General features: G+C 69.3%; 21 protein-coding genes. 8 read left to right on the top strand and 13 right to left on the bottom strand.

Annotated elements, in window-relative coordinates:
• Positions 1 to 6: 6 nt before the first annotated feature.
• A complete protein-coding gene (locus tag BJP32_RS08835; RefSeq protein WP_076223686.1) occupies positions 7 to 2,850 on the bottom strand; it encodes a lipopolysaccharide assembly protein LapB in 2,844 nt (947 codons plus the stop codon).
• 240 nt (positions 2,851 to 3,090) lie between these two features.
• Between BJP32_RS08835 and BJP32_RS08830 the strand changes: the two genes are divergently transcribed.
• The gene (locus tag BJP32_RS08830; protein ID WP_083673950.1) at positions 3,091 to 3,462 is read left to right on the top strand and encodes a DUF983 domain-containing protein; all 372 of its coding nucleotides are present in this window, start codon (positions 3,091 to 3,093) and stop codon (positions 3,460 to 3,462) included.
• Between the two features lie 27 nt (positions 3,463 to 3,489).
• Here BJP32_RS08830 and BJP32_RS08825 read toward each other — a convergent pair whose 3' ends face one another.
• Entirely contained in the window at positions 3,490 to 4,806 is a 1,317-nt protein-coding gene (locus BJP32_RS08825) for an amidohydrolase family protein (RefSeq protein ID WP_003165931.1), read from the bottom strand.
• Positions 4,807 to 4,932: 126 nt separating this feature from the next.
• Between BJP32_RS08825 and BJP32_RS08820 the strand changes: the two genes are divergently transcribed.
• Positions 4,933 to 5,634, top strand: coding sequence for a murein L,D-transpeptidase catalytic domain-containing protein (locus BJP32_RS08820; protein WP_076223685.1), 702 nt, complete (start codon positions 4,933 to 4,935; stop codon positions 5,632 to 5,634).
• Between the two features lie 16 nt (positions 5,635 to 5,650).
• Here the strand turns inward: BJP32_RS08820 and purD are convergent, their stop codons facing one another.
• The 3 genes from purD to BJP32_RS08805 all read right to left on the bottom strand — a co-directional run bounded on the left by purD (position 5,651) and on the right by BJP32_RS08805 (position 7,708).
• A complete protein-coding gene (gene purD, locus BJP32_RS08815; protein ID WP_046652109.1) occupies positions 5,651 to 6,928 on the bottom strand; it encodes a phosphoribosylamine--glycine ligase in 1,278 nt (425 codons plus the stop codon).
• Positions 6,929 to 7,000: 72 nt separating this feature from the next.
• Positions 7,001 to 7,420 (bottom strand): hypothetical protein, encoded by a 420-nt coding sequence (locus tag BJP32_RS08810; protein ID WP_052747959.1) that lies wholly within the window; start codon positions 7,418 to 7,420, stop codon positions 7,001 to 7,003.
• Positions 7,421 to 7,435: 15 nt separating this feature from the next.
• Positions 7,436 to 7,708 (bottom strand): hypothetical protein, encoded by a 273-nt coding sequence (locus BJP32_RS08805; RefSeq protein ID WP_233126782.1) that lies wholly within the window; start codon positions 7,706 to 7,708, stop codon positions 7,436 to 7,438.
• On the opposite strand from BJP32_RS08805, the gene xseA reads away from it, so the two are divergent.
• Positions 7,707 to 9,305 (top strand): exodeoxyribonuclease VII large subunit, encoded by a 1,599-nt coding sequence (gene xseA, locus BJP32_RS08800; protein WP_046652770.1) that lies wholly within the window; start codon positions 7,707 to 7,709, stop codon positions 9,303 to 9,305. The genes BJP32_RS08805 and xseA overlap by 2 nt on opposite strands.
• Positions 9,306 to 9,368: 63 nt before the next feature.
• Here the strand turns inward: xseA and BJP32_RS08795 are convergent, their stop codons facing one another.
• Positions 9,369 to 10,544, bottom strand: a complete 1,176-nt coding sequence (locus BJP32_RS08795; protein WP_046652110.1) for a P1 family peptidase — start codon at positions 10,542 to 10,544, stop codon at positions 9,369 to 9,371.
• A gap of 85 nt (positions 10,545 to 10,629) precedes the next feature.
• Here BJP32_RS08795 and BJP32_RS08790 point away from each other — a divergent pair, with 85 nt between their 5' ends.
• Positions 10,630 to 10,839 carry a DUF2093 domain-containing protein gene (locus BJP32_RS08790; RefSeq protein WP_003165936.1) on the top strand — a complete coding sequence of 70 codons (210 nt, stop codon included), beginning with the start codon at positions 10,630 to 10,632 and terminating at the stop codon, positions 10,837 to 10,839.
• A 59-nt stretch (positions 10,840 to 10,898) separates the two neighbouring features.
• A complete protein-coding gene (locus BJP32_RS08785; RefSeq protein ID WP_003165937.1) occupies positions 10,899 to 11,396 on the top strand; it encodes a response regulator in 498 nt (165 codons plus the stop codon).
• On the opposite strand, the gene BJP32_RS08780 is transcribed toward BJP32_RS08785, so the two are convergent.
• Entirely contained in the window at positions 11,393 to 12,295 is a 903-nt protein-coding gene (locus BJP32_RS08780; RefSeq protein WP_003165938.1) for a lysophospholipid acyltransferase family protein, read from the bottom strand. The genes BJP32_RS08785 and BJP32_RS08780 overlap by 4 nt on opposite strands.
• Positions 12,296 to 12,341: 46 nt before the next feature.
• A complete protein-coding gene (locus BJP32_RS08775; RefSeq protein ID WP_076223683.1) occupies positions 12,342 to 13,112 on the bottom strand; it encodes an SDR family NAD(P)-dependent oxidoreductase in 771 nt (256 codons plus the stop codon).
• A 109-nt stretch (positions 13,113 to 13,221) separates the two neighbouring features.
• Here BJP32_RS08775 and BJP32_RS08770 point away from each other — a divergent pair, with 109 nt between their 5' ends.
• Positions 13,222 to 14,490: an EAL domain-containing protein gene (locus tag BJP32_RS08770; RefSeq protein ID WP_076223682.1), complete on the top strand. Its 1,269-nt coding sequence runs from the start codon at positions 13,222 to 13,224 to the stop codon at positions 14,488 to 14,490.
• Between the two features lie 184 nt (positions 14,491 to 14,674).
• On the top strand, positions 14,675 to 15,364 hold the full coding sequence (locus BJP32_RS08765; RefSeq protein WP_046652117.1) for a 2OG-Fe(II) oxygenase: 690 nt from the start codon (positions 14,675 to 14,677) through the stop codon (positions 15,362 to 15,364).
• Positions 15,365 to 15,578: 214 nt separating this feature from the next.
• Here BJP32_RS08765 and ileS read toward each other — a convergent pair whose 3' ends face one another.
• On the bottom strand, positions 15,579 to 18,500 hold the full coding sequence (gene ileS / locus BJP32_RS08760; protein WP_046652119.1) for an isoleucine--tRNA ligase: 2,922 nt from the start codon (positions 18,498 to 18,500) through the stop codon (positions 15,579 to 15,581).
• A gap of 285 nt (positions 18,501 to 18,785) precedes the next feature.
• Here ileS and BJP32_RS08755 point away from each other — a divergent pair, with 285 nt between their 5' ends.
• A complete protein-coding gene (locus tag BJP32_RS08755; RefSeq protein ID WP_046652121.1) occupies positions 18,786 to 19,352 on the top strand; it encodes a DUF3828 domain-containing protein in 567 nt (188 codons plus the stop codon).
• Between the two features lie 4 nt (positions 19,353 to 19,356).
• On the opposite strand, the gene BJP32_RS08750 is transcribed toward BJP32_RS08755, so the two are convergent.
• From BJP32_RS08750 to BJP32_RS08735, 4 genes are all read right to left on the bottom strand, one after another.
• A complete protein-coding gene (locus tag BJP32_RS08750) occupies positions 19,357 to 19,851 on the bottom strand; it encodes a hypothetical protein (protein ID WP_233126781.1) in 495 nt (164 codons plus the stop codon).
• A gap of 79 nt (positions 19,852 to 19,930) precedes the next feature.
• Positions 19,931 to 20,860: a bifunctional riboflavin kinase/FAD synthetase gene (locus BJP32_RS08745; RefSeq protein WP_046652124.1), complete on the bottom strand. Its 930-nt coding sequence runs from the start codon at positions 20,858 to 20,860 to the stop codon at positions 19,931 to 19,933.
• Between the two features lie 12 nt (positions 20,861 to 20,872).
• Positions 20,873 to 21,334 carry a MaoC family dehydratase gene (locus tag BJP32_RS08740; RefSeq protein WP_046652125.1) on the bottom strand — a complete coding sequence of 154 codons (462 nt, stop codon included), beginning with the start codon at positions 21,332 to 21,334 and terminating at the stop codon, positions 20,873 to 20,875.
• A 38-nt stretch (positions 21,335 to 21,372) separates the two neighbouring features.
• Entirely contained in the window at positions 21,373 to 22,242 is an 870-nt protein-coding gene (locus tag BJP32_RS08735) for a TIGR01459 family HAD-type hydrolase (protein ID WP_046652126.1), read from the bottom strand.
• Positions 22,243 to 22,249 lie beyond the last annotated feature (7 nt).

Below are 22,249 nucleotides of genomic sequence, written 5' to 3'. Positions count from 1 at the left end.
GGTTTTTTATTGGGCGGCGCCGCTCTTGGCCCGGAACTCGGCCTTGGTCTGGGCGATCCAGCCGGCGTAGGCGTCAGCCCCGGCGCTGAGGGCGGCGAAGTCCTGCGGGCGGCCCGAGCCGTCGGCGCCGTCCAGTCCCGCCAAAGCCACCCGAATCGCGCCGGGCGAACGCGCCCCCTCGGCGAAGCGGGCGTAGTTCTTCGACAGTCGGTTCAGCGCGGCCGCGTCGCGCGCCAGGGAATAGCCCGCGCCTGCACGGATCAGGCGCGTCTCCTCGACCTCGCTGAGCGGCACGGCCGTCTCCTTCCAGCGGTCGCCCAGACGCTGTTCATAGAGGGCGGCGGCCGCCCCCCACTGTTGCTGCTTCCACAGGATGTCGGCGCGCACGTCCCGCGCGGCGGGCGAGGCGTCCTTGCCCAGCACCTCCAGCGCGTGATCGTAGCGACCCAACTCCATCAGGGCGCGAGCCTCCAGCGCGCGGCGCTCCAGGTTCATCGCCGTCGGCAGCAGGGTCGTGCGCGACGACCACAGGGCCTTCAGCGCCTCTTCCGGTTGGCGGTTCATCAGATAGACGGCGGCCAGATTGGTCGAGACCTGGGCCTTGGCCACCCCGTCCAGTCGGTTCTCGGCCTGATACTTCAGCAGCTCAGCCGCCTGATCCAGCAGGTCGACGTCGATCAGGCGCCGCGCCAGGCGCCGCACCATCTCGTCGCCGTCGGCGCCCACAGGCGTCAGTTCGCGGAAGTCGAAGAACAGGGCCAGGGCCTGCACCGGCTGCAATCCGTCGGCCGCGCCTTCGAGGAACAGGGCGCGGAAGGCGTTGTCGAGATCGGCCTGAAGCCGGTCGCCGCCCGGCAGAGTGACGATCTTCGACCCGGCCGTCTTCAGCGTGGTCAGCGCCTCGCGATAGCGGCCCTGCGACAGATACAGTTCGCCCAGGGTGCGGATCACGGCCAGCTCGGTCGCATCCCCGCGCCAGCGCCATTTCAGCGCCTCCAGCTGGGCGGCGGCGGCGTCGGCCTTCAGCGTCCCCTTGGCCATCTCCAGCTTGATGACGCCCAGACGCGCGGGCGTGGCGATGCCGTCCAGCGGGGCGCGCGCCACCGCCTTGTAGATCGCCAGGGCGCGCTCGGGGTTCTGATCCAGCTCGAACAGCCGGGCCTGCACCAGGCGAGCGGTCAATTGGTCGGGGGCCGAGACGTTCGGTTGGCTGAAGACATAGGCCAGCAATTCGCGCGCGGCGTCGGCGTCGCCGGTCTCGACCGCCGCCATGGCGTGAGCGGCGCCGAAGCGGGCGCGCCATTCGGGGGCGAAGCCGTCGACCACGCCCGCCCCGGCCGCAAACAGCCGCCGGGCGTTGGCCCAGTCGCCCTGCTGGGCGGCGATATAGCCCTGCCACACCTTGGTCGAGGGATCGCCCGCCAGGGCGCCGGACGAGAAGTCGGCCTCGGCCTCGGCGAAGCGGCCGATGGAGGCGCGGGCGGCGCCGCGCAGGCCGCGCACCTCGGCCACGCCCTGCATGGCGGGGGTCTGCTTGATCAGGGCGTTTAGCACCCCGACCGCCTCGAACCCCAGACCGTGCCCGACCAGGAAACGGGCGTAGGCCAGCCGCGCCTCAATGGGCGCGCGCGGATCGTCGACGGCGCGGCCGCTCTCGCGCTCGGCGGCGTCCTGAAGGGCGCGGTGGCGGGCGGTGAAGCCGCCCTCGCCCGCATCGGCGGACCAGTCGGCCAGGATCAGGGCCGGGCGCGACGCGGCGCGCGGCGCGTCGCCGCCTTCGATCGCCGCCTCCAACCCGGCCGTGGGCGAAGACAGGGTCAAACCGCGCGGCCGCGTCACCGTCACCAGATCGCCGTCAGCGGTGACGCTCAGATCGTCCGTCGGCGTCTCGATCGCCAGGCCGTGAGCGGTGGGCAGGAAGCCCGCGTCCACCGTGCGGCGTGCCGTCTTCAACCCCTTGCCGGGGGCCAGGGCGGTGACGGCGGCGAAGCGGTCGCCGATCATCGGGTCGGTCAGCCAGACGGTGCGGGTGGCCCCGGCCATGCGCGCGGTCAGCGACGCCTTGACCGCGTCGTCGCGCTCGATGTCCACGCCGCTGGGCGAAGGCGCGGTTCCGCCGATGGTCACGACCCAGGTCGAGCCTTCGGCGCGGGCGGCCACGGCCTGGCCCGGCTCGACCGGAATGCGCACCGCGGTGAAGTCGGGTCCGGCGGCCCAGCGGGCGCCGTTCAGCCCTTCGCCCTTCATCTCCATGCGGGCGGCGTGGTCGAAGACGGCCCAGACCGCCTCGCCGCGCCGGAAGACGGCGGCGCCGACCGGCCCGTTCCAGGCGAAACGCATCACCGTCTGCTGGCCCTTGACCTCGGCCGCCACCGGCACCGCCCCGCCGATCGGCACGGGCGAGGGGCGCGAGCCGTCCGCCCGCGCGCCCGGCGCATACAGGTTCAACCAGACAGCGCCGTCGGCGGTCCCGCTGGTGGCGCCCGCCCCCTCGGCCAGGGTCAGGACCAGTTCGGTCGCCCCCTGGGCGGCGCGGGTCTCGATCTTCTCCAGCCCCTTGGGCGGATCGACGCGCAGGCGGCTGACGTCGGGGGCGGCGGTCGTGCCGATGCGGACCACGACGGTGCGGCCGTCCTGGCGCACCCGCGCGCGCGATCCCACGACCCCGGCGAACTCGATCTTGGTGAAGCCTGCGTTGGCGCCGATGCGGATCTCGACCGGCGCGCCGGCCTGAGGCTGTCCTTGGGCCAGCGACGGCGCCGGAGCCAGGGGCGCGAAGACGACGACGCCCGCCGCGGCGGCCGCCACGGTCGTCTGCAGAACGCGCTTCTTGGCGGTGGCCCCGGACATATCGCGCGCATGCTCGCGCGAAGGGCTTTAATCGCGGTTAACGGGGCTTGAATCGCGGAAAAACACAACCTTCCCACGCGGATAGGACAAAACACCCGCTTGCGTCGTGGCGCCCGAAGGCCGAAACCGTCAGCCATCGTTCTTTTCAGGAACAGTCCCGTGTCCGACCCTGTCTATCCTCCGCTGAGCCCGCTCAAGACCGGCCTGCGCGGCCGCTGCCCGCGGTGCGGCGAAGGCCCCGTGTTCAAGGGCTATCTGCAGCTGCGCGAATCCTGCCCCGAGTGCGGCCTGGACTACGGCTTCGCCGATCCAGCGGACGGCCCGGCCTTTTTCGTGATGTGCGCGGTCGGCGTCGTCGGCATGGTCGCCTTCATGATCTTCGAGTTCACCGTGCACCCGCCGATCTGGGTCCACTTCGTCGTGACCTTCCCGATCCTGGCCGCCATGTGCCTGTCGGTGCTGCGCCCCTTCAAGGGCTGGATGGTGTCCGAGCAGTATTTCCACAAGGCGGAAGAAGCCACCTTCGTCAGCGTCGGCAAGCATGGCGACGGCTACGGCTGGCGCGGCCAGGCCGAGCGCGCCGCCAAGGCCGCCGCCCGCGACAAGGGCTGAGCGGCGGCCTCTTTCTAGGCAGTCGGATCAGTCGGCCCGGAAGACCTGGCCGCCCTTCATCACGAAGCGCACGCGCTCCAGTTCGGTGACGTCCGTCAGCGGGTCGCCGCCCACCGCGATCAGATCGGCGGGCATGCCCGGCGCCAGACGACCGGCTTCGTTGGAGATGCGCAGGTGTTCGGCGGCGCCGACCGTGGCGGACTGGATCGCCTGAAGCGGCGTCAGACCGGCGCGGACCAGCAGGGCGAACTCCTGGGCGTTGTCGCCGTGGGCCGAGACGCCCGAGTCGGTGCCGAAGGCGATCTTGACCCCGCCGCGATGGGCGCGCGCGGCCATGTCCAGCATCTTGGGTCCGGCTTCCAGCGCCTTGGCCGTCTGGGCCGGGGTGAAGAAGTTGTCCGGGCTGGAGGCGACGCGGGCCACGAAGTCGCCCGCCATGAGGGTCGGCACCAGCCAGGCGCCGTTCGCCTTGAACTGGCGCATGGATTCATCATCCAGATAGGTGCCGTGCTCGATGGAGTCGCCGCCCGCCTTCAGGAAGGCGTTGATGCCGTCGCCGCCGTGGGCGTGGGCGGTGACCTGACGGCCCATGCGGTGGGCGACCTCGACGATGGAGGCCAGTTCATCCTCTGTGAACTGTTGCGCCAGGCCTGCCGCCGTATTCGACAGCACGCCGCCCGTGGCCGTGATCTTGATGATGTCGGCGCCCGCGCGCACCTGCATACGGACGGCCCGACGGCAGTCTTCCGGCCCCGAACAGATGCTCTCGGGCGACATCAGGTGCAGGATGTCGTCGCGATAGCCGTTGACGTCGCCGTGGCCCCCGTGGACCGAAACGGCCGAGCCGGCGGCGATGATGCGCGGTCCCGGCACGTCGCCGCTGCGGATGGCGTCGCGCAGGGCGAAGATGGATTCGTTCGTCGCCCCCAGGTCCGCCACCGTGGTGAAGCCCGCATTGAGCGTGCGCCGCGCATACCGCGCGCCGACCATCGCCTGGGCCGCGTTGGATTGCGTCAGTCCATCGAGACGCGAATTCGGGTTCGATTCGAAGGTCAGATGGACATGGCTGTCGATCAGTCCCGGCAGGACGAAGGCCGAGCGCAGGTCGACGACGTCGCCCTCGCCGACGAAGCCGTCGCGGATCTCGACGATCTGGTTCCCTCTGATCACGAGAGTTTTATCGCGCAGCACCCGGCCACTGGCCGGATCGGCCAAAAGCCGCCCCACTTGAACGAACTTCGTCGGCTGTTCGGCCGAAACCGACGCCGGCGTCGGGGTTTGGCGCGCTTCGGCGCCGGTCGCGGCCAGAACGGCCGCGGTCACAATCAGGGCAAGCTTTTTCATTCATCCCTCCCGTTACTGAGGCGCGCAACATAACCGTTCCAATCTTTGCGCCAAGGCCAAGGTTGCCTTGCACGGATGGTTCATGAAACAAGCCGATACAGTTGTTTAACGTGCGAGGGGCGTCGCATGCGGCTTTCCAGACGTGGCTTGATCCTGGGCGGTTCGGCCCTGTTGGCGGGGTGTTCCTCCGCCGCCTCCACCACCACCAGCCTTCAGCTCGCCGGAGCCGTCGCGCCTACGCTTCCGACTCTGCCTGAGCGGGCGGCGGCGGCTCATGTCCAGGTCGCGGAGGCTGGAACGACGATCGATCCCCACGGCGTCGTCCGCAAGGATCTGCTCGAACGCGCCCGCGCCGCCATGGACGTGCACGGCCACAAGATCAGCCGCCGCGACCGCATGTATCTGGTCGATTTCCAGAAGTTCTCGGGCGAGGACCGCTTCTACGAGGTCGATCTGGAAGGCGGCTGGGTCACGGCCTATCGCACCAGCCACGGGCGCGGCTCGGACCCGGCGCATTCAGGCTATGCGCAGCAGTTCTCAAACCGCCCGGACAGCCATATGTCGTCCATCGGCGCCTACGCCACGGCGGGCGCCAGCTGGGGCAGCCAGCAGGGACCGAACGTCCTGCTGGACGGGCTGGAGTATTCCAACAATCTGGCGCGCGAACGGGCCATCATCATCCACGGCGCCGACTACGCCGATCCCGCCTTCCTGGCGCGCCAGGGCAAGCTGGGCCGCTCCTACGGCTGCTTCTCCGTGTCCCACGCCGACCTGGTCCCCTTGCGCGAACGGATGGGCGAAGGGCGGCTGCTGTTCGCCATGACCTAAAGCACGGCGGAGCCGCTTAGCGCGGCTCCAGCGCCCGCCAGCCGATGTCGGTGCGGTGGAAACCGCCCGGCCAGTCGATCTTGGCGATGGCCTCATAGGCGCGCTCGCGCGCCTGGGCCACGTCGTCGCCATAGGCGCAGACGTTCAGCACCCGGCCGCCCGCCGCCGCCAGGGCGCCGTCGTCGCGCAGCTTGGTCCCCGCGTGGAAGACCTGGACGTGGGGGCCGAAGTCCTGGTCCGCGCCCCGGATGACCGAGCCTTCCAGCGGGCTGTCGGGATAGCCCTTGGCCGCCAGCACCACGCAGATCACCACGCCCGGCTTGAAGGCCGGCGCCGGCGCCTGGGTCAGGTCGCCGCGCGCGCAGGCCAGCAGCAGCGGCACGACATCGCCGTCGAACCGCATCATCAGCACCTGGCATTCCGGGTCGCCGAAGCGGGCGTTGAACTCGACCACCTTGGGGCCTTCGGCCGTCGCCATCAGCCCGACATAGAGGACGCCGCGATAGGGGGCGCCTTCCTCGGCCATCTTCTGAATGGTCGGAACGACCACGCGGTCGTTCGCCGCCTGGGTGAAAGCCGCCGTGAAGACGGGCGCGGGCGAATAGGCGCCCATGCCGCCGGTGTTGGGGCCCAGATCGCCGTCGAAGGCGCGCTTGTGGTCCTGGGCGCCGCCGAACAGCACGGCCCGCGTCCCGTCCGACAGGGCGAAGAGGGAGCCCTCCTCCCCGTCCATGAATTCCTCGATCACCACGCGCGACCCGGCCGAGCCGAACCGGCCGCCCAGCATCCGCTCGATCTCGGCCTCGGCGTCGGCGCGATCGGGGCTGATGGCCACGCCCTTGCCCGCCGCCAAGCCGTCGGCCTTGATGACATAGGGGGCCGAATACTGATCCAGCGCCGCCTTGGCCGAGGCGACGTCCTCATAGACGCCATAGCCCGCCGTCGGGACGCCATGTCGTTGCAGGAAGGCCTTGGAGAAGGCCTTGGACGTCTCCAGCTGCGCCGCCGCCTGCGTCGGGCCGAAGCAGGGGATGCCCGCCGCGTTCAGCCGGTCGGCCAGGCCCTCGGCCAGCGCCGATTCCGGGCCGACGACGACCAGATCCGCCTTCATCTCGCGCGCCAGGGCCGCCAGGCCTTCGGCGTCGGTCGCCTTCAGGTCAGGGCGCATCTCGCCCAGCTTGGCCATGCCCGGGTTGCCGGGCGCGACGACGAGCCGCGTCACCAGCGGCGACTGGGCGATCTTCCAGGCCAGGGCGTGTTCGCGCCCTCCCGATCCGACGAGCAGAATGTTCATGAAGGCGGAATGGCCGCACGCGCCGTCCCGGTCAAGCGCCGGAAAGGGTTAGCGGCCCCTCGCCTCCTGAAATCAAGGCATCCAGGCAGGCAAGGCCTTCAACTGCGCCAGCGTCATGGTCGACACCAGGTCGTAGGCGTCGCCCTCCTTCCGGGGCGTCAGACCGTCCAGCGGAATGCGCACCCAGTGCGGCCCGCCCTCGCCTGCCGGCTCGATGATCAGGCCGGTGACGGCGCCCGAGGCGTCCACGTCGACCCGCTGAACGTCGCCCAGATCGACGCCCGCCGGCGTGATGAGGTCGGCGTCCTCCAACTGGGCCACGGTCAGGCCCAGGGCCATGGCCCCCGCCGGGGCGGCGGGCTCGCCATGAACGGTCGGCGCCGAGGCGGCGTCGGGCGAAGCCTCGGGCGTTCTGTCCGGCTTGGCCGGCGGCTGCGAACAGGCCGCCAGCAGGGCCGCGGCCGAAGCGGCCGCGAACAAGGTCTTCATCATCGAACCCTCCTGTCTCTAGATCAGGGCCGAGACCACATAGACGCCGGCGCCGGCCAGAAGAATCAGCCCCAGCACCAGCCACGGGCTGAGCGTCGGATTATGACTGCGGCGCGCCAGTTCGCGCTCGCGCGCCTGGTCGGGCGGCAGGTCGTCGGCCGTCGGCTCTTCCGGAAACGGGTCTGAAGACTGCACCATGATCGGCGAACGCGCGCGGGGACGCGGCCGTTCCGCCACGCTTGCCCGCCATGTCTTTGCGGGCGCGGCGACGGCGGCTAGGGTGCGCGCCATGACCTCCGACGACGACTACGCCTTCGAGGGCGCGGCCCCGCAGCCCGCGCGCGACAACAATCCGCCGCTGTCGATCTCGGAGCTGAGCTTCGCCCTCAAGCGCACCCTGGAGGAACGCTTCGGCCATGTGCGGCTGCGCGGCGAGATCTCCAAGGTGAACCGCCACGCCTCGGGCCACGTCTATCTGACGCTGAAGGACGACAAATCCGCCATCGACGGCGTGATCTGGAAGGGCGTGGCGCGCGGCCTGGGCGTCCAACCCGAGACGGGGCTGGAGGTCATCGTCACCGGCAAGATCACCTCCTATCCGGCGCGGTCCTCCTATCAGATCGTGATCGAGAGCATGGAGGCGGCGGGCGCAGGCGCCCTGCTGGCCCAGCTGGAGCGGTTGAAGGTCAAGCTGCGGGACGAGGGTCTGTTCGACCTGGCGAAGAAGAAGGCCCTGCCGACCTTCCCCGCGACCATCGGCGTCATCACCAGCCCGACCGGCGCCGTCATCCGCGACATCCTGCACCGGATCGCCGAACGCTGGCCCTGCCGCGTGATCGTCTGGCCGGTGGTGGTCCAGGGCGACGCCGCCAGCGGTCAGGTCGCCAACGCCATCCGCGGCTTCGACCAGATGACGCCGGGCGGGCCGATCCCCCGCCCCGACCTGCTGATCGTCGCGCGCGGCGGCGGCTCGGTCGAGGATCTGTGGTGCTTCAACGACGAGGCTCTGGCGCGCACGGTCGCGGCCGCCCGCATCCCCATCATCTCGGCCGTCGGGCACGAGACGGACACCACCCTGATCGACTTCGTGTCGGACCGCCGGGCCCCGACCCCGACCGGGGCGGCCGAGATCGCCACGCCGGTTCTGGCCGACCTGCGCTGGGCGCTCAGCGATCTGGAGGGGCGGCTGTCGCGCGCCGGGGCGCGGATGCTGGAAGACCGCCGCACCCGCCTGCGCGCCGCCGCGCGCGGCCTGCCCGCCCGGCCCGAAGACCTGCTGGCCCTGCCGCAGCAGCGGCTGGACCACGCCGCCAGCCGTCTGGGCTCAGGGCTGCACCGCAACGTCGCCGTGCATGAGCGCCAGCTGGCGGTCGCGGCGGGTCGGCTGACGCCCGGCCTGCTGCGCGCCCGCGTCGAGCGCGGACAGGACCGCCTGCGCGGCGCCGCCGACCGTCTGGGCTCTGCGCTTCAGGCGGGCGTCGCCCGCAATGAGCGTCGCCTGCTGCAGACCGCGGGCCGCCTCAGCCCTGCGCCCCTGCACCGCCGCCTCGATCAGCGGCAGGCGCGGCTGGAGGCGCTCACCTTACGTCTGGACAGCGTCATGCCGCGTCGGCTGGAGCGCGCCGAGGACCGCCTCGCCGCCCTGTCCCGCGCCCTGACGACGCTGAACCCCAAGACGCCCAAACCCGGCTTCGCCCGCATCGAGGACGCCGAGGGCGCCATGATCGCCTCGGCCGCCGCCCTGTCGCCGGGGCAGGCGGTGCGGATCGTCTTCAACGACGGCGCCAAGGACGCGACCATCGACGGCGAGGGCGCGACGCCGCGCCCGACGCCTAAGCCTGCCCCGCGCCCCAAGGCCCCGCCCGCAGGCCAAGGCGACCTGTTCTGACCCCTGAAAATTCCGCTCATCCCGAGCGTCCGCCGGGATGAGCGGGTTTAGAGGGGCGGCGCCCTAACGGCTGGCGGTCTCGGCCAGCACCGCCTTCACCGCCTCGATGTCCAGCGCCTCGACCGTCACCGTCTTGCCGTCGATCACCGAAGTCGTCGTCTGCGCCTTCAGCAGGGAGTTGAGGATGGCCTCCTCCGTCGCCTCGGCGACCGCGACGAACAGGGGCGACATGCGGTCGTTCGGCCAGTCCGCGACCATCGCCTGCCCCGCCCGGCGCTCAGGCGTCCGCCGCACGCCCTCCGCCGTCGAAAAGGCGATCGCATAGTCCCCCGACCCGTTCGAGAACGCCGCCCCCGTCCGCGCCAGACCAGCGAAGGCGCGGTTCGCCAGCCGCTCCAGATTGCGGTCCGACAAGGGCGCGTCCGTCGCCACCACGATCATGATGGAGCCGTCGGCGCGCTCATTCTCCACCTCTTCGCGCAGGTAGTAGCGGCCCAGCCGCACCCCGACCGGCGCTCCGTCGATGCTCAACACGCCGCCATAGTTCGACTGGACCAGCACCCCGACGGTGAAGCCGCCCAGACTGTCGGGCAGTTTGCGCGAACTCGTCCCGATCCCGCCCTTGAAGCCGAAAGCGATGGTTCCTGTCCCGGCGCCGACCGCGCCCTGCTCCACCGGCCCTGGCGTCGCCGTCTCGATGGCCCGCACCACGTCGGCGGCCGTGACGACGCGCGCGCGGATGTCGTTCAGCCCGCCGTCGTTGGTCTCGCCCACCACGGCGTTGACCGAGCGGATGTCCTCATGCCCCGGCTGTTTCAGCGTCCAGTCCAGAACGCCGTCGATCCCCCGCGCCACGGACAGGGTGTTGGTCAGGACGATGGGCGTCTCGATCTCGCCCAGCTCCATGATCTGGGTCGCGCCCGCCAGCTTGCCGAAGCCGTTGGCGACCGACAGCCCGGCCGGAACCTTGTCGCGGAACAGGGAGCCGCCGTGCGGCACGATGGCGGTGACGCCGGTGCGGACGCTGTCGCCCGAGCGCAGCGTCACCTGCCCCACCTTGACCCCCGCCACGTCGGTGATGGCGTTCAGCGGCCCCGACGACAATATGCCCGGCGCCCGGTCCAGGTCGCGAATGGTCGGCCGCTCGGCCGCTCCGTCCTGAGCGTTCGCGCCAGGCGCGGCGACCAGAACGGCCGCGGAAACGGCGGCGGCCAGGATGTCGGCGGGCGATCGAGACATGGAACATCCGATTTTGTGACGTCAGACGCTCAGATGACGGCGATTCGCCTGTCGTCCCGCACAAGCTTCGCGTTATGATGACGACATGAGCACCCAGCCTCCTTCTTCCGCCCCCAGCGAAGCGGCCTGCCTGCACTACGGCGACGGCGAGTTCGCCGTCCTGTCGGCCGGCGCCTTCGTGCGGTGCGCCGTCAGCGGCGCAGCCATCCCTCTGGCCGCACTGCGCTACTGGTCGGTCGAGAAGCAGGAAGCCTACGCCGGACCGCGCGAGTATCTGACGGCCGCCGGGCGCTGAGCCCTTTTCCGATGTCATGGCCGGATCGTTTCCGGTCGCCCTGTTCTCGGTGTCCTGAGATGTCCGCCCTGAGTTCGGTCCACGTCCTGCTGGTCGACGACAATCCCAATATGCGCGCCATCGTCGCCGCCATGCTGAAATCCGTCGGCGTCGGCCGCCTGAGCGAGGCTGAGGACGGCGTCGTGGCGCTGGAGCTGTTGCGCCGCGCAGCGATCGACATCGCCATCGTCGATTTCCGCATGAAGCCGATGGACGGCGCCGCATTCACCCGCGCTGTCCGCAGTGAAGGCGACAGCGCAAACCCCTATCTGCCGGTCATCATGATGACAGGGCACTCCGAAAAGAGCCGCGTGACCGAGGCGCGCGACGCGGGCGTGACCGAGTTCGTGGCCAAGCCGGTCAAGGCCCAGACCCTGCTGACGCGGATCGAGGCAGTGATCCTGCGTCCCCGCCCCTTCGTGCGTTCGCCCAGCTATTTCGGGCCGGATCGCCGCCGCACAGGGACGAAGGACTATGCCGGTCCTTTCCGCCGCGCCGATGACGGCGTGCTGGATTAGGCGTCCGACGCCCGCAGCGCCTCATAGACCTGAGGCGGCCAGCGCTTGTGGACCCAGAACCAGTCGACCGGATGCTCGCGCACCCGATCCTCCACAAAGCGGTTGGCGGCCTGCACGCCCGCCAGCACATCGGCCGCCTTGTCGCCCGTGTCGGGCACGTCGATCGGCTCGTGCGCGGTCACGCGGAAGCGCACGCCGGGCAGGCGCACTACCGACAGCGGCTGCATCACCGTGCCGAACTTCAGCGCCATGCGCGCCGCGCCGGGCGAGGCGTTGACCGGCTGGCCGAAGAACTCGACCTCCGGCCCCTGACTGTATTTCTGATCGACCAGCAGGGCGATGGATTCGCCCCGCTTCATCCCCGCCATCAGCTCGCGCGTGCCGTCGCCCTTGGGCGCGAACAGCTTGATGCCGTAGCGCTCGCGGCTCTGGCGGATCAGGGCGTCGACATAGGGGTTGTTGGCCGCGCGATAGGTCACCTGACACGGCACGCCTGCCGCCATGATGACCGCCGCCATCACCTCGAAATTGGCCAGGTGGCCCGAGATCAGCACCACCGGCTTGCCGCTATCGCGCACGGCGTGCAGCCGCTCCAGCCCGACGATGTCGATGCGCCCGCTTTCCGGCGTCAGCCTGTCCATGACGGCCAGTTCGGCGAAGGTGCGGCCCGTCTGCTCCCACTGATCCACGGCCAGGCGGTCACGTTCGGCGGCGCCCATGTCGGGGAAGGCGATGCGCAGATTGCGCGTCACCGTCTTGTGCGTGCCGGTCAACGGCCCCAGCGTCCGCAGCAGCTTGCCGCCGAAGCCCGAGGCCCGCTCGACGCCGAGCAGACGCAGGAAGCCGAACAGCCCGCGAAACGCCGCCGCCTCCAGCCGCCAGACCAGATCCTGGCTCATTTTTGCAGCGCCGCCGCTCTTCGGGCGGCTTGAGCGCGTTTGATCTTCACCAGGCAATCGTCAGTCCGCCGTCCACCACCAGGGTCTGGCCGGTCACATAGGCCGACGCAGGGCTGCACAGATAGACCGCCGTGCCCGCGATTTCATCCGGCTGGCCTATCCTTTTCAGCGGCGCGGGGTCGGTGACGGTCTTCAGCAGCTCCGGGTTCTCCCACAGGTATTTGGCGAAATCGGTCTGAACCAGACCCGGCGCGATGCAATTCACCCGCACGTTCGACGGCCCGTATTCGACCGCCAGATTGCGCGCCAGCTGCATGTCCGCCGCCTTGGAGATGTTGTAGGCGCCGATCAGGGCGTTGCCGCGCAGGCCCCCGATGGAGGAGATCAGCAGGATCGCCCCATCCTTGCGCTCGACCATCTCCGGCGCGACCATCTGGATCAGCCAGTGGTTGGAGATGACGTTGTTCTGAAGGATCTTTTCGAACTGCTCGTCGCTGATGCCCGCCATCGGCCCGGCGTAGGGATTGGTCGCTGCATTGCACACCAGAATGTCGATCCGGCCGAAGGCGGTGCGCGTGTCGTCCACCAGCCGCTGCAGGTCTTCCTTGGAGGCGATGTTGGCGGGAATGGCAACGGCGCGGCCTTCGCCGTGCTTCTCATTGATGGCGACGGCGACCTCTTCGCACGGCCCGGCCTTGCGTGAGGAGATGACGACGCGCGCGCCGTGTTCGGCCAGACGCTCGGCGATGGCCTTGCCGATGCCCTTGGAGGAGCCGGTGATGACGGCGACCTTGCCGCTCAGATCGAACAATTCCATGCGTTAACCTCCTTTTACCGCCCGTTTATCCGCGCGGACCCTAGCCGTTAGCCTTCGTTAACGTGATACTTGATCGATTCTATAGGGAAAGGCGGTTCTGACCGGCCCCATGCGAAAGATCACCGGCGGCTTCCTGTTCTTCGGCTACCTGTTCCTCGCCCTGACCATCGGGGCGGCGATCTGGCGCGCCGGTCTGGGCGGCGGCGCGGGCGCGGCCGGGGTGCTGGGCACGCTGGGGATCATGGCCGGCCTCCACGCCCTCGTCACCGGCATGGCCGACCGTCGCGCCCTGCGTCTGGAGATCGGCAAGGTGCGCGAGGCCCACCGTTTGTTGGCCGATGCGATGGAGTCGACCCAGGGCGCCCTGACCGAACTGGCGCAAGCCATCGAGACCGGCGCCCTGTCGCGCACCGACGCCCTGACCGGCGAGGTGCGGATGCTGGAAGGCCTTGTCCAGCAGATGAGCGCCTCGATCGAGGAGCGGCTGGCCGCCTCCACCCTGACCGCCGACACCTTCGAGGGGCGCCGTCAGGTCCAGTCGAACACCCTGCTGAAGACCGTCCACGACGCTCTCAGCGAGAACCGCGTCGACCTGTATCTTCAGCCGGTCGTGACCCTGCCCCAGCGGCGGACGGTCTATTATGAGAGCTTCACCCGCCTGCGCGACCCGTCGAACCGGGTGATGATGCCCGCCGAATACCTGTCGGTGGCCGAGGGCGAGGGCCTGCTGCCCGCCATCGACAATCTGCTGCTGTTCCGCTGCGCCCAGATCGTGCGCCGTCTGGCCGGGCAGGACCGCAAGGTCGGCGTCTTCTGCAACATTTCGCTGGCGTCTCTGGGCGACGAGACCTTCTTCCCGCAGTTCCTCGACTTCCTGAGCCAGAACCGCGACCTGAAGGACGCCCTGATCTTCGAACTGGGCCAGGCGACGTTCGACGCGCGCGGCGCCATCGAGGCGCGCAACATGGCCAAGCTGGCCGACCTGGGCTTCCGCTTCTCCATCGACAAGGTGCAAACGCTGGATCTGGACTTCGCCGACCTGCAACGCTCGGACGTGCGCTTCATCAAGGTGGCGGCCGACCTGCTGATCGAACAGCTGCTCGATCTGGACGGCGCCGCCCCCCTGCCCAGCCAGCCGGACATCCGCGCCGGGGACTTCGCCCCCCTGACCCGCCGCCACGGCCTCGAACTGATCGCCGAAAAGGTCGAGAGCGAGAAACAGGTCGTCGACATCCTCGAACTGGATGTCGCCATGGGCCAGGGCCATCTGTTCGGCGAGCCGCGCGCCATCAAGGAAGCCGTCCTGGCTGAGACCGACCCGCCCGCCGACTTCGTCCGCTCGACGCTGAAATCGGCCGAGCAGAGAGTGCGGTTCTGATCCTGCTTTCCTCCCCACCTTGTGGGGAGGGGGACCGCGTAGCGGTGGAGGGGCTACGACGGCGGAACAAGCCGCCCCTCCGTCTCGTCGGCCTCGCCGCCGATCCACCTCCCCATTTCATGGGGAGGAGAGATACGACCGAAAACCGCCAGACACGACGCACGCGGCCCGCGCAAATGCGCCCATGACCGACGCCGCCCTCGACTGGCCCCGCATCGCCGCCGACCTGAACGCTCAGGGCTGGGCCATGACCGGCCCCCTGCTGACGCCCGCGACCTGTAAGGCCCTGCAAGCCCTCTATGACCAGCCCGAGCGATTCCGCAGCCGCATCGTCATGCAGCGCCACGGCTTCGGTCAGGGCGAGTATCAGTATTTCGCCGAACCCCTGCCCGATCCCCTGCCCCGGCTGCGGGCGCATCTCTACGAAGGTCTGGCGCCGATCGCTGACGACTGGGCGAGGCGGATGGGGCGACCAGGCTTTCCGGGGCAACTGGACGAACTGACCGCCCGCTGCCGCGCGGCGGGACAGACGCGGCCGACCTCGCTGATACTTCGCTACGGCCCCGGCGACTACAATCGACTGCATCAGGATCTGTACGGCGAACTGGTCTTCCCGCTACAGGCGGCCATCCTGCTGAGCGATCCGGCCGAATTCGAAGGCGGCGAGTTCGTTCTGGTCGAGCAGAAGCCCCGGTCGCAGTCGCAGGCCCATATCGCGCCGCTGAAACAGGGACAGGCGGTCATCTTCGCCGTACGCGAACGCCCGGTGGCCGGCACGCGCGGCGACTATCGCGTCCAGATGCGCCACGGCGTCAGCACGGTGCGCGCGGGCAAGCGGATGACGCTGGGCCTGATCTTCCACGACGCCGCCTGATCCCTTCTCCCCTTGTGGGAGAAGGCGGGCGCCCAAAGCGCTCGGATGAGGGGTGTCGGCGCAGCGTTTGACGTTCTGGCGGTTCGTGCGCCGTGGCAGCCGTTCAGGCGGAGGCGCACACACCCCTCATCCGTCAGGCTCCGCCTGCCACCTTCTCCCACAAGGGGAGAAGGAAGAAAAAGGCCCCTCCGTCAGAACGGAGGGGCCTGATCCTTTAGGCTTTCTGCGCGTCCAGCCACCGCACCGCGTCGGCGTCGCGAGCCGACAGGTCGGGATAGTCGGCGTCGGAGCCGACGTCCGGCACGCGTCGCCAGGAGCGGGCGCATTTGGGATAGTCCGCCGTCTTCACCTCGACCGTCACCGCCTCGCCGCCGGCCTTGAGCTCAGCGCCCGAGGTGCGGAACACCTCGGCGGCGTCCAGCCCTTCAAACGGCGCCAGCAGTTCGGCCGGGGCCGTCACCACCGGCCAGGCGTCCAGCGCCCCGCCGATGACCTTGTCGCGACGCGCGGCTTCCAGCGCCTCGTTGACCACTTCCAGCACCGTCTCGACATTGGTCCAGCGTTCGGCCTCGGTCGTGTTGCGCCACTGCCCCGGCGTTTCGGGGATCACCCGCGCGCAGTTGGTGCCCGCTTCCGGGAAGCGCGTGGTCCAGGCCTCGTCCATGGTGAAGGGGGTCAGCGGGGCCAGCCAGGCGGTCAGGCGGCTGAACACCTCGTCCATCACCGTGCGGACGGCGCGGCGCTTGATGCTGTCGGGACGGTCGCAATAGAGGCTGTCCTTGCGCACGTCGAAATACAGCGCCGACAGGTCGCCGGAGCAGAACTCCAGCACCGGCCGCACCACGTCCTGGAAGCGGTATTCGGCATAGGCCTGACGCACCTGACCATCCAGCTCCCACAGGCGGTGCAGGATGAACTTCTCCAGCGGCGGGAACTGGTCGTAATCGGTCAGGCGCTCGGCCTCATCGAAGCCGTTCAGCGCGCCCAGCAGATAGCGCACGGTGTTCCTCAGCTTGCGATAGGCGTCGACCGTGGTCTGCAGGATCTGCTTGCCGATGCGCTGGTCGTCCGAATAATCGACCAGGGCCACCCACAGACGCAGGATGTCGGCGCCCGACTCCTTGATGATGGTCAGGGGATCGGTGGTGTTGCCCCGCGACTTCGACATCTTCTCCCCGTTCTCGTCCAGGGTGAAGCCGTGGGTCAGGACGGCGTTGAACGGCGCGCGACCGCGCGTGCCGCAGCCTTCCAGCAACGACGACTGGAACCAGCCGCGGTGCTGGTCCGAGCCTTCCAGATAAAGGTCGGCGGGCCAGTGCGACGGGCGGTCGCCCGTGTAGCCGCTCGCCGCCGTGCGCGGGTCCAGAGTGAAGGCGTGGGTCGAGCCGCTGTCGAACCAGACGTCGAGGATGTCGGTGACCTTCTCGAACCGCTCCGGGTCGTGCGCGCCCAGGAAGTCGGCGTCAGGCGCCGAGAACCAGACGTCGGCGCCGCCCTCGGCCACGGCCTTGACGATGCGAGCGTCGACCTCGGGATCGTGCAGGGGCTGGCCGGTCTGCTTGTCGACGAACATGGCCAGCGGCGTGCCCCAGGCGCGCTGACGGCTGATCAGCCAGTCGGGACGGCCCTCGACCATGGAGCGGATGCGGTTCTTGCCCGCCGCCGGGTGGAAGGCGGTGGCGTCGATGGCGTTCAGGGCGCGGTCGCGCAGGGTCGCGCCGTCTTCCAGCTCTTCATCCATGCGGATGAACCACTGGGGCGTGTTGCGGAAGATGATCGGCGCCTTGGAGCGCCAGCTGTGCGGATAGGAGTGCTCCATCCGGCCGCGCGCCAGCAGGTTGCCCGCCTCGATCAGCTTCTCCATCACCGCGCCGTTGGCGGGGCCGAACTTGCCGGTCTTCTTGCCCTCAGTCTCCAGCACCTTCAGCCCCGCGAACAGCGGCACGTGCTCATAATAGGCGCCGTCGGGATCGACCGTGTCCGGCACCTCGCGATGACCGTGGGCCAGCCAGACGGCGAAGTCGTCCGCGCCGTGGCCCGGCGCCGTGTGGACGAAACCCGTGCCCGCGTCGTCGGTGACGTGATCGCCGGCCAGCAGCGGCACTGAAAAGCCGTAGCCGCTGTCCAGGGCGGCCAGCGGATGGGCGCACTCCAGGCCCGACGGGTCGATGTCGTAGACGCGCGTCCAGGCGGCGATCTTGGCGGCCTTGAACACCTCTTCAGCCAGTTTGTCGGCGAGGATGAAGCGGTCGCCCGGCTTGGCCCAGGGCTCATAGTCCAGCCCTTCCTCAAGGGCCGTGACCTCATACAGGCCGTAGTTGATCTCGGGGCCGTAGCTGATCGCCCGGTTGGCCGGGATGGTCCACGGCGTGGTCGTCCAGATCACGATCGAGGGCGTCGCCGCGCGGAAGGTCAGCAGGTCGTCCGGGTGGCTGTCGGTCGCGCCGACCACCGGGAACTTGACCCAGATCGTGGGCGAGACGTGGTCGTGATACTCGACCTCGGCGTCGGCCAGGGCCGTGCGCTCGACCGGCGACCACATCACCGGCTTGGAGCCGCGATACAGCTGGCCCGAGTTCTTGAACTTGTGGAATTCCGCGACGATGGCCGCCTCGGACGTGAAGTCCATGGTGGCGTAGCGGTTGGCGAAGTCGCCGGTGATGCCCAGACGCAGGAATTGGTCGCGCTGCAGGTCGATGTACTTGCCGGCGTATTCGCGGCAGGCGGTGCGGAACTCTTCCTTCGACACCTCGTCCTTGCGGCGGCCCTTGGCGCGGAACTGCTCCTCAATCTTCCATTCGATCGGCAGGCCGTGGCAGTCCCAGCCGGGGACGTAGTCGACGTCATAGCCCAGCAGGAAGCGCGAGCGGACCACGAAGTCCTTCAGCGTCTTGTTCAGGGCGTGGCCGATGTGGATGTCGCCGTTGGCGTAAGGCGGGCCGTCGTGCAGCACATAGAGCGGCGCCTTCTGCGACTGACGCAGGGCGCGCAAGGTTCCGTACAGGTCGCCCCACTGGGCCAGGATTTCCGGCTCCTTCTTGGGCAGGCCGCCGCGCATCGGGAACGGCGTCTCGGGCAGGAAGACGGTGTCGCGATAGTCGCGGCCGGAAGGGGTCTGAGTGTCGGCGTCGGCCATGGAATGTCTTTTCGTCTTTGCGCGCGCGGCCGTTTGGAAACGGCGTCGGGCGTCAGTCTAGCGTGAAGGCGCCGGACGGCCCATGCCTTGATGTCTCAAGGCGGCGTCGTCTCGGCGAAATGTTTCGAGAAATCCCGACGTGCGCGGGGCTGTCAGCCCTGCAGCGCTACGCCGGGCGGCTAATCGAAATCGGACGGATCACGCGAACGGTCATGCTGGGAAAGCTCTAGCAGACCGCACGCCCCCTGCGCCATAGTCCAGGCGAACAGACGGGAGACGGATCGGATGCGACTTCAGGCCCTGGCGACGGCGGCGGTGCTGGCCCTGACGGCGGCCGCCTGCTCGGCGGAAAAGGAGGCGCCCGCTCCGGCCGAGGCCGCCGCGTCGGCCCTGACCGGCCGCGCCGCCGTCTATGCCGCGGGCGAAAAGGACGCCGAGGCCTTCGTGCGCGCCCTCTACGCCCGCGCGGCGACGCCGCAGACGACGCCGGACCCCGCCGAGGCGGCGATCACCCCCGGCCGCGACCCGCTCTATTCACGCACCCTGAACGCCCTGATCGGCGTCGACTTCCGCGAGGCTCAGTCCCGCGACGAAGTCCCCTATCTGAATTATGATCCCGTCTGCGCCTGCCAGGACGCCGACGGCTTCGCCCTGAAGACGGTGACGATGACGCCCGACGGCCCCCAGGCCGCGACCGCCGACGTCGTCTTCACCAACCACGGCCGCGAGCATCGCCAGACGCTGAAACTGGTGAAGGAAGGCCCGATGTGGCGCATCGCCGACATCATCGACGACAAGGGCAAGTCGCTGCACGACGTCCTGATGGCCATCGCCGAGAAGGCGGAGAACTAAAGCCTCAAGCGAAGGCCCAGACGCCCGCCGGTCCGTCGGCGTCGCTGGAAGACGGCGGCGTCTTCGGCCGGATACGGCGCGCCCGACTTCTGAGTTTCAAGCGGCGCAACGGCTGCATGAGCGCCGTCACGCGCCGCGCCATCGCCGCCCTGACCGGCGCCAGCCGCGCCTGGGCGGTCATCAGGCTGACCGCCGTCAGAACTTCGAGATAGGCCAGCACGTCACCGGCGGCGAACAGGGCCAGTTCCAGGCCGACGGTCTGCCACAGCATCATCACGCCGATCATCACCAGAACGAGCCGCAACGCCGAGCCAGACAAGGCCCACGACAGCTTGCCCTCAACCCAGCGCCGGGCCTCGCCGTTGACGCCGAAAATCAGGGCCAAAGCGCCGATCAACAGCGGCGCCGACACGCCTGTCCCAGCAAGCGCCGCCGCCACGGTCCACAGGGCGCAAACACCCGCCACGGCGAACCACAGGTTTGAATTTCGGTCTGTCACGGCCCCTCCCGCCAACATTGTTCCGTAGAGCTGGGGGCTGCTTGGTCCGCCTGCAATAGCGCAGACCGTGCGAACGGCTTCAGCCCAGAAGCGCGCGGGCGGCGGCGGCGTCGGCGTCGATCTGGACCTTCAGCGCGTCCAGGCCGTCGAACTTCATCTCACCGCGCAGGAAGGCGACCAGCTCGGTCTCCAGCACCTGGCCGTAGAGGCTTTCGTCGAAGTCCAGCAGCCAGACTTCCAGCAGGGGCTCTTCGATCTCGAACATCGGACGGACGCCCAGATTGGCGACGCCCTTGACCACCCGCCCGTCCGGAAGGCGGGTGCGGGTGGCGTAAACTCCATAGGCCGGGCGCATGTACTCGCCCATGGCGATGTTGGCGGTCGGCACGCCGATGGTGCGGCCGCGCTTGTCGCCGTGAATCACCTCGCCCTGGATGGCGAAGGGGCGGCCCAGGATGGCGGCGGCGCGGTCCATGTCGCCCGCCTTCAACGCCTCGCGCACGGCGCTGGACGACAGCTTCAGGCCCGAGGCGTCGTCGATGCGGTCGGTGACGGAGACGCTGAAGCCTTGCGTCTCGCCATAGGCTTGCAGCAGAGCCGGCGAGCCGGAGCGGCCCTTGCCGAAGGTGAAGTCGAAGCCGACGGCGGCGTGTCTGATCCCCAGGCCTTCCGACAGCACGCGGCGAGCGAATTCCTCGTCGGACATGCCGGCCATCTCGCGATCGAACGGCAGCAGATACAGGCGGTCGACGCCCAGCGGCGTCAGGGCGCGCGCCATCTGGTCCGGCGTCATCAGGCGAAAGGGCGCGGCCTCGGGCTGGAACAGGCGGCGCGGATGGGGGTCGAAGCTGACCACGGCCAGGGGGACGCCCAGGCGATCCGCCGCCTCACGCGCCGAGGCGATGACCGCCTGATGGCCGCGATGCACGCCGTCGAAGGCGCCGACGGCCACGGCCGCCCCCTTCTGCGCGTCCGTCAGGCCGCGCCAGTCGCGAATGACCTCGACCACTTCAGGCGGCCTTCAGCGCGCCGAGGGCTTGCGGCGGCGCGGCACGCGCACGACGGCCACGCCGTCCATGATCAGCTTGTCCTCGACAAAGCCCTCGCAGCGCAGTTCGCCGCGCGCGCTGTCATGATCCAGGGCGATGACGGTGATGACGATCCGCACCGTGTCGCCGATCCGCACCGGGAAGTGGAAGGCCAGCGTCTGGGAAATGTAGATCGAGCCCGCGCCCGGCAGGATGGTCCCCACCACCGCCGAGCCGAAAGCCGCCGACAGCAGACCGTGGGCGATACGTCCGCGATAGGCCGTCTTGGCCGCGAAGGCTTCATCCAGGTGCACCGGATTGAAATCGTCGGACGCCTCGGCGAACAGACGAATCCGCTCTTCGGTGACGTGAACCGTCTTCTCGGCGGCCATGCCGACGTGGAGTTCGTCGAGGATATAACCACCCGACGGGTGCGCTTGGACCAGATCAACCATGAGCCGCCTTTAAGGCAGGTGCGACGAAATGGCGAGACTCACCACGTCAGTTCCAGCGCGGCGTAGCGAGCGAAGGTCGTCTCGGCGCGGAGCAGTTCGGCCGCACGCGCCGGATCGAGCGTTCCGTCCGCCCCCTTGGCGGCGTCGCCGTGAATGCCCTGGGCGATGAACAGACAGTCCAGCGCCTGTTCTGCGGCGCCCAAAACGTCCGTGACCACGCCGTCGCCGATGCACAGGACGCGCGAACGATCGACGGGGCGGCCCATCAGGCCCTCAGCCTCTTTCAGAGCCAGGGCGTAGATGGGTGCGAACGGCTTGCCCGCCATGACCACGCGGCCGCCCATCGATTCATAGAGGTCGGCGATGGCGCCGCCGCAGTAGATGATGGAATCGCCGCGCTGCACCACGCGGTCGGGGTTGGCGCAGATCAGCTCCAGTCCGCGCGCGACGGCGGGCGTCAGGCGCTCGCGATAATCCTCGGGAGTCTCGGTCGTGTCGTCGTAAGGGCCGGTGACGGAGATGAAGGCGGCGTCGTTCGCGTCGTGGGCGCTGGTCAGGTCCAGGCCCTCATAGAGGACGAAGTCGCGATCCGGCCCGATGATCCAGGCCGGGCCCGGCGCGCGGCGCGCCAGTTCCATGCGGGTGGCGTCGCCCGAGGTGACGAACGCCTTCCAGGCGCTGCGCGGCACGCCCAGAGCATCCAGCTGGGCCACCACGTCCGGCGAGGGGCGCGGCGAGTTGGAGATCAGGACGACATGGCCGCCCTTCTCATTGAACTTCGTCAGGGCCTCGCAGGCCGCAGGCCAGCTTTCGCGGCCGTTGTGGATCACGCCCCAGACGTCGCAGAGCAGGATGTCGTAGTCGTCGGCGACGGCGGACAGGCGGGGCAGCGGATGAGGCAGGGTCATGCCCCGC

It is taken from the genome of Brevundimonas sp. ZS04 (assembly GCF_001956865.1).
GTDB lineage: Bacteria > Pseudomonadota > Alphaproteobacteria > Caulobacterales > Caulobacteraceae > Brevundimonas > Brevundimonas diminuta.
This window is presented reverse-complemented; position numbering and strand designations above follow the sequence as displayed.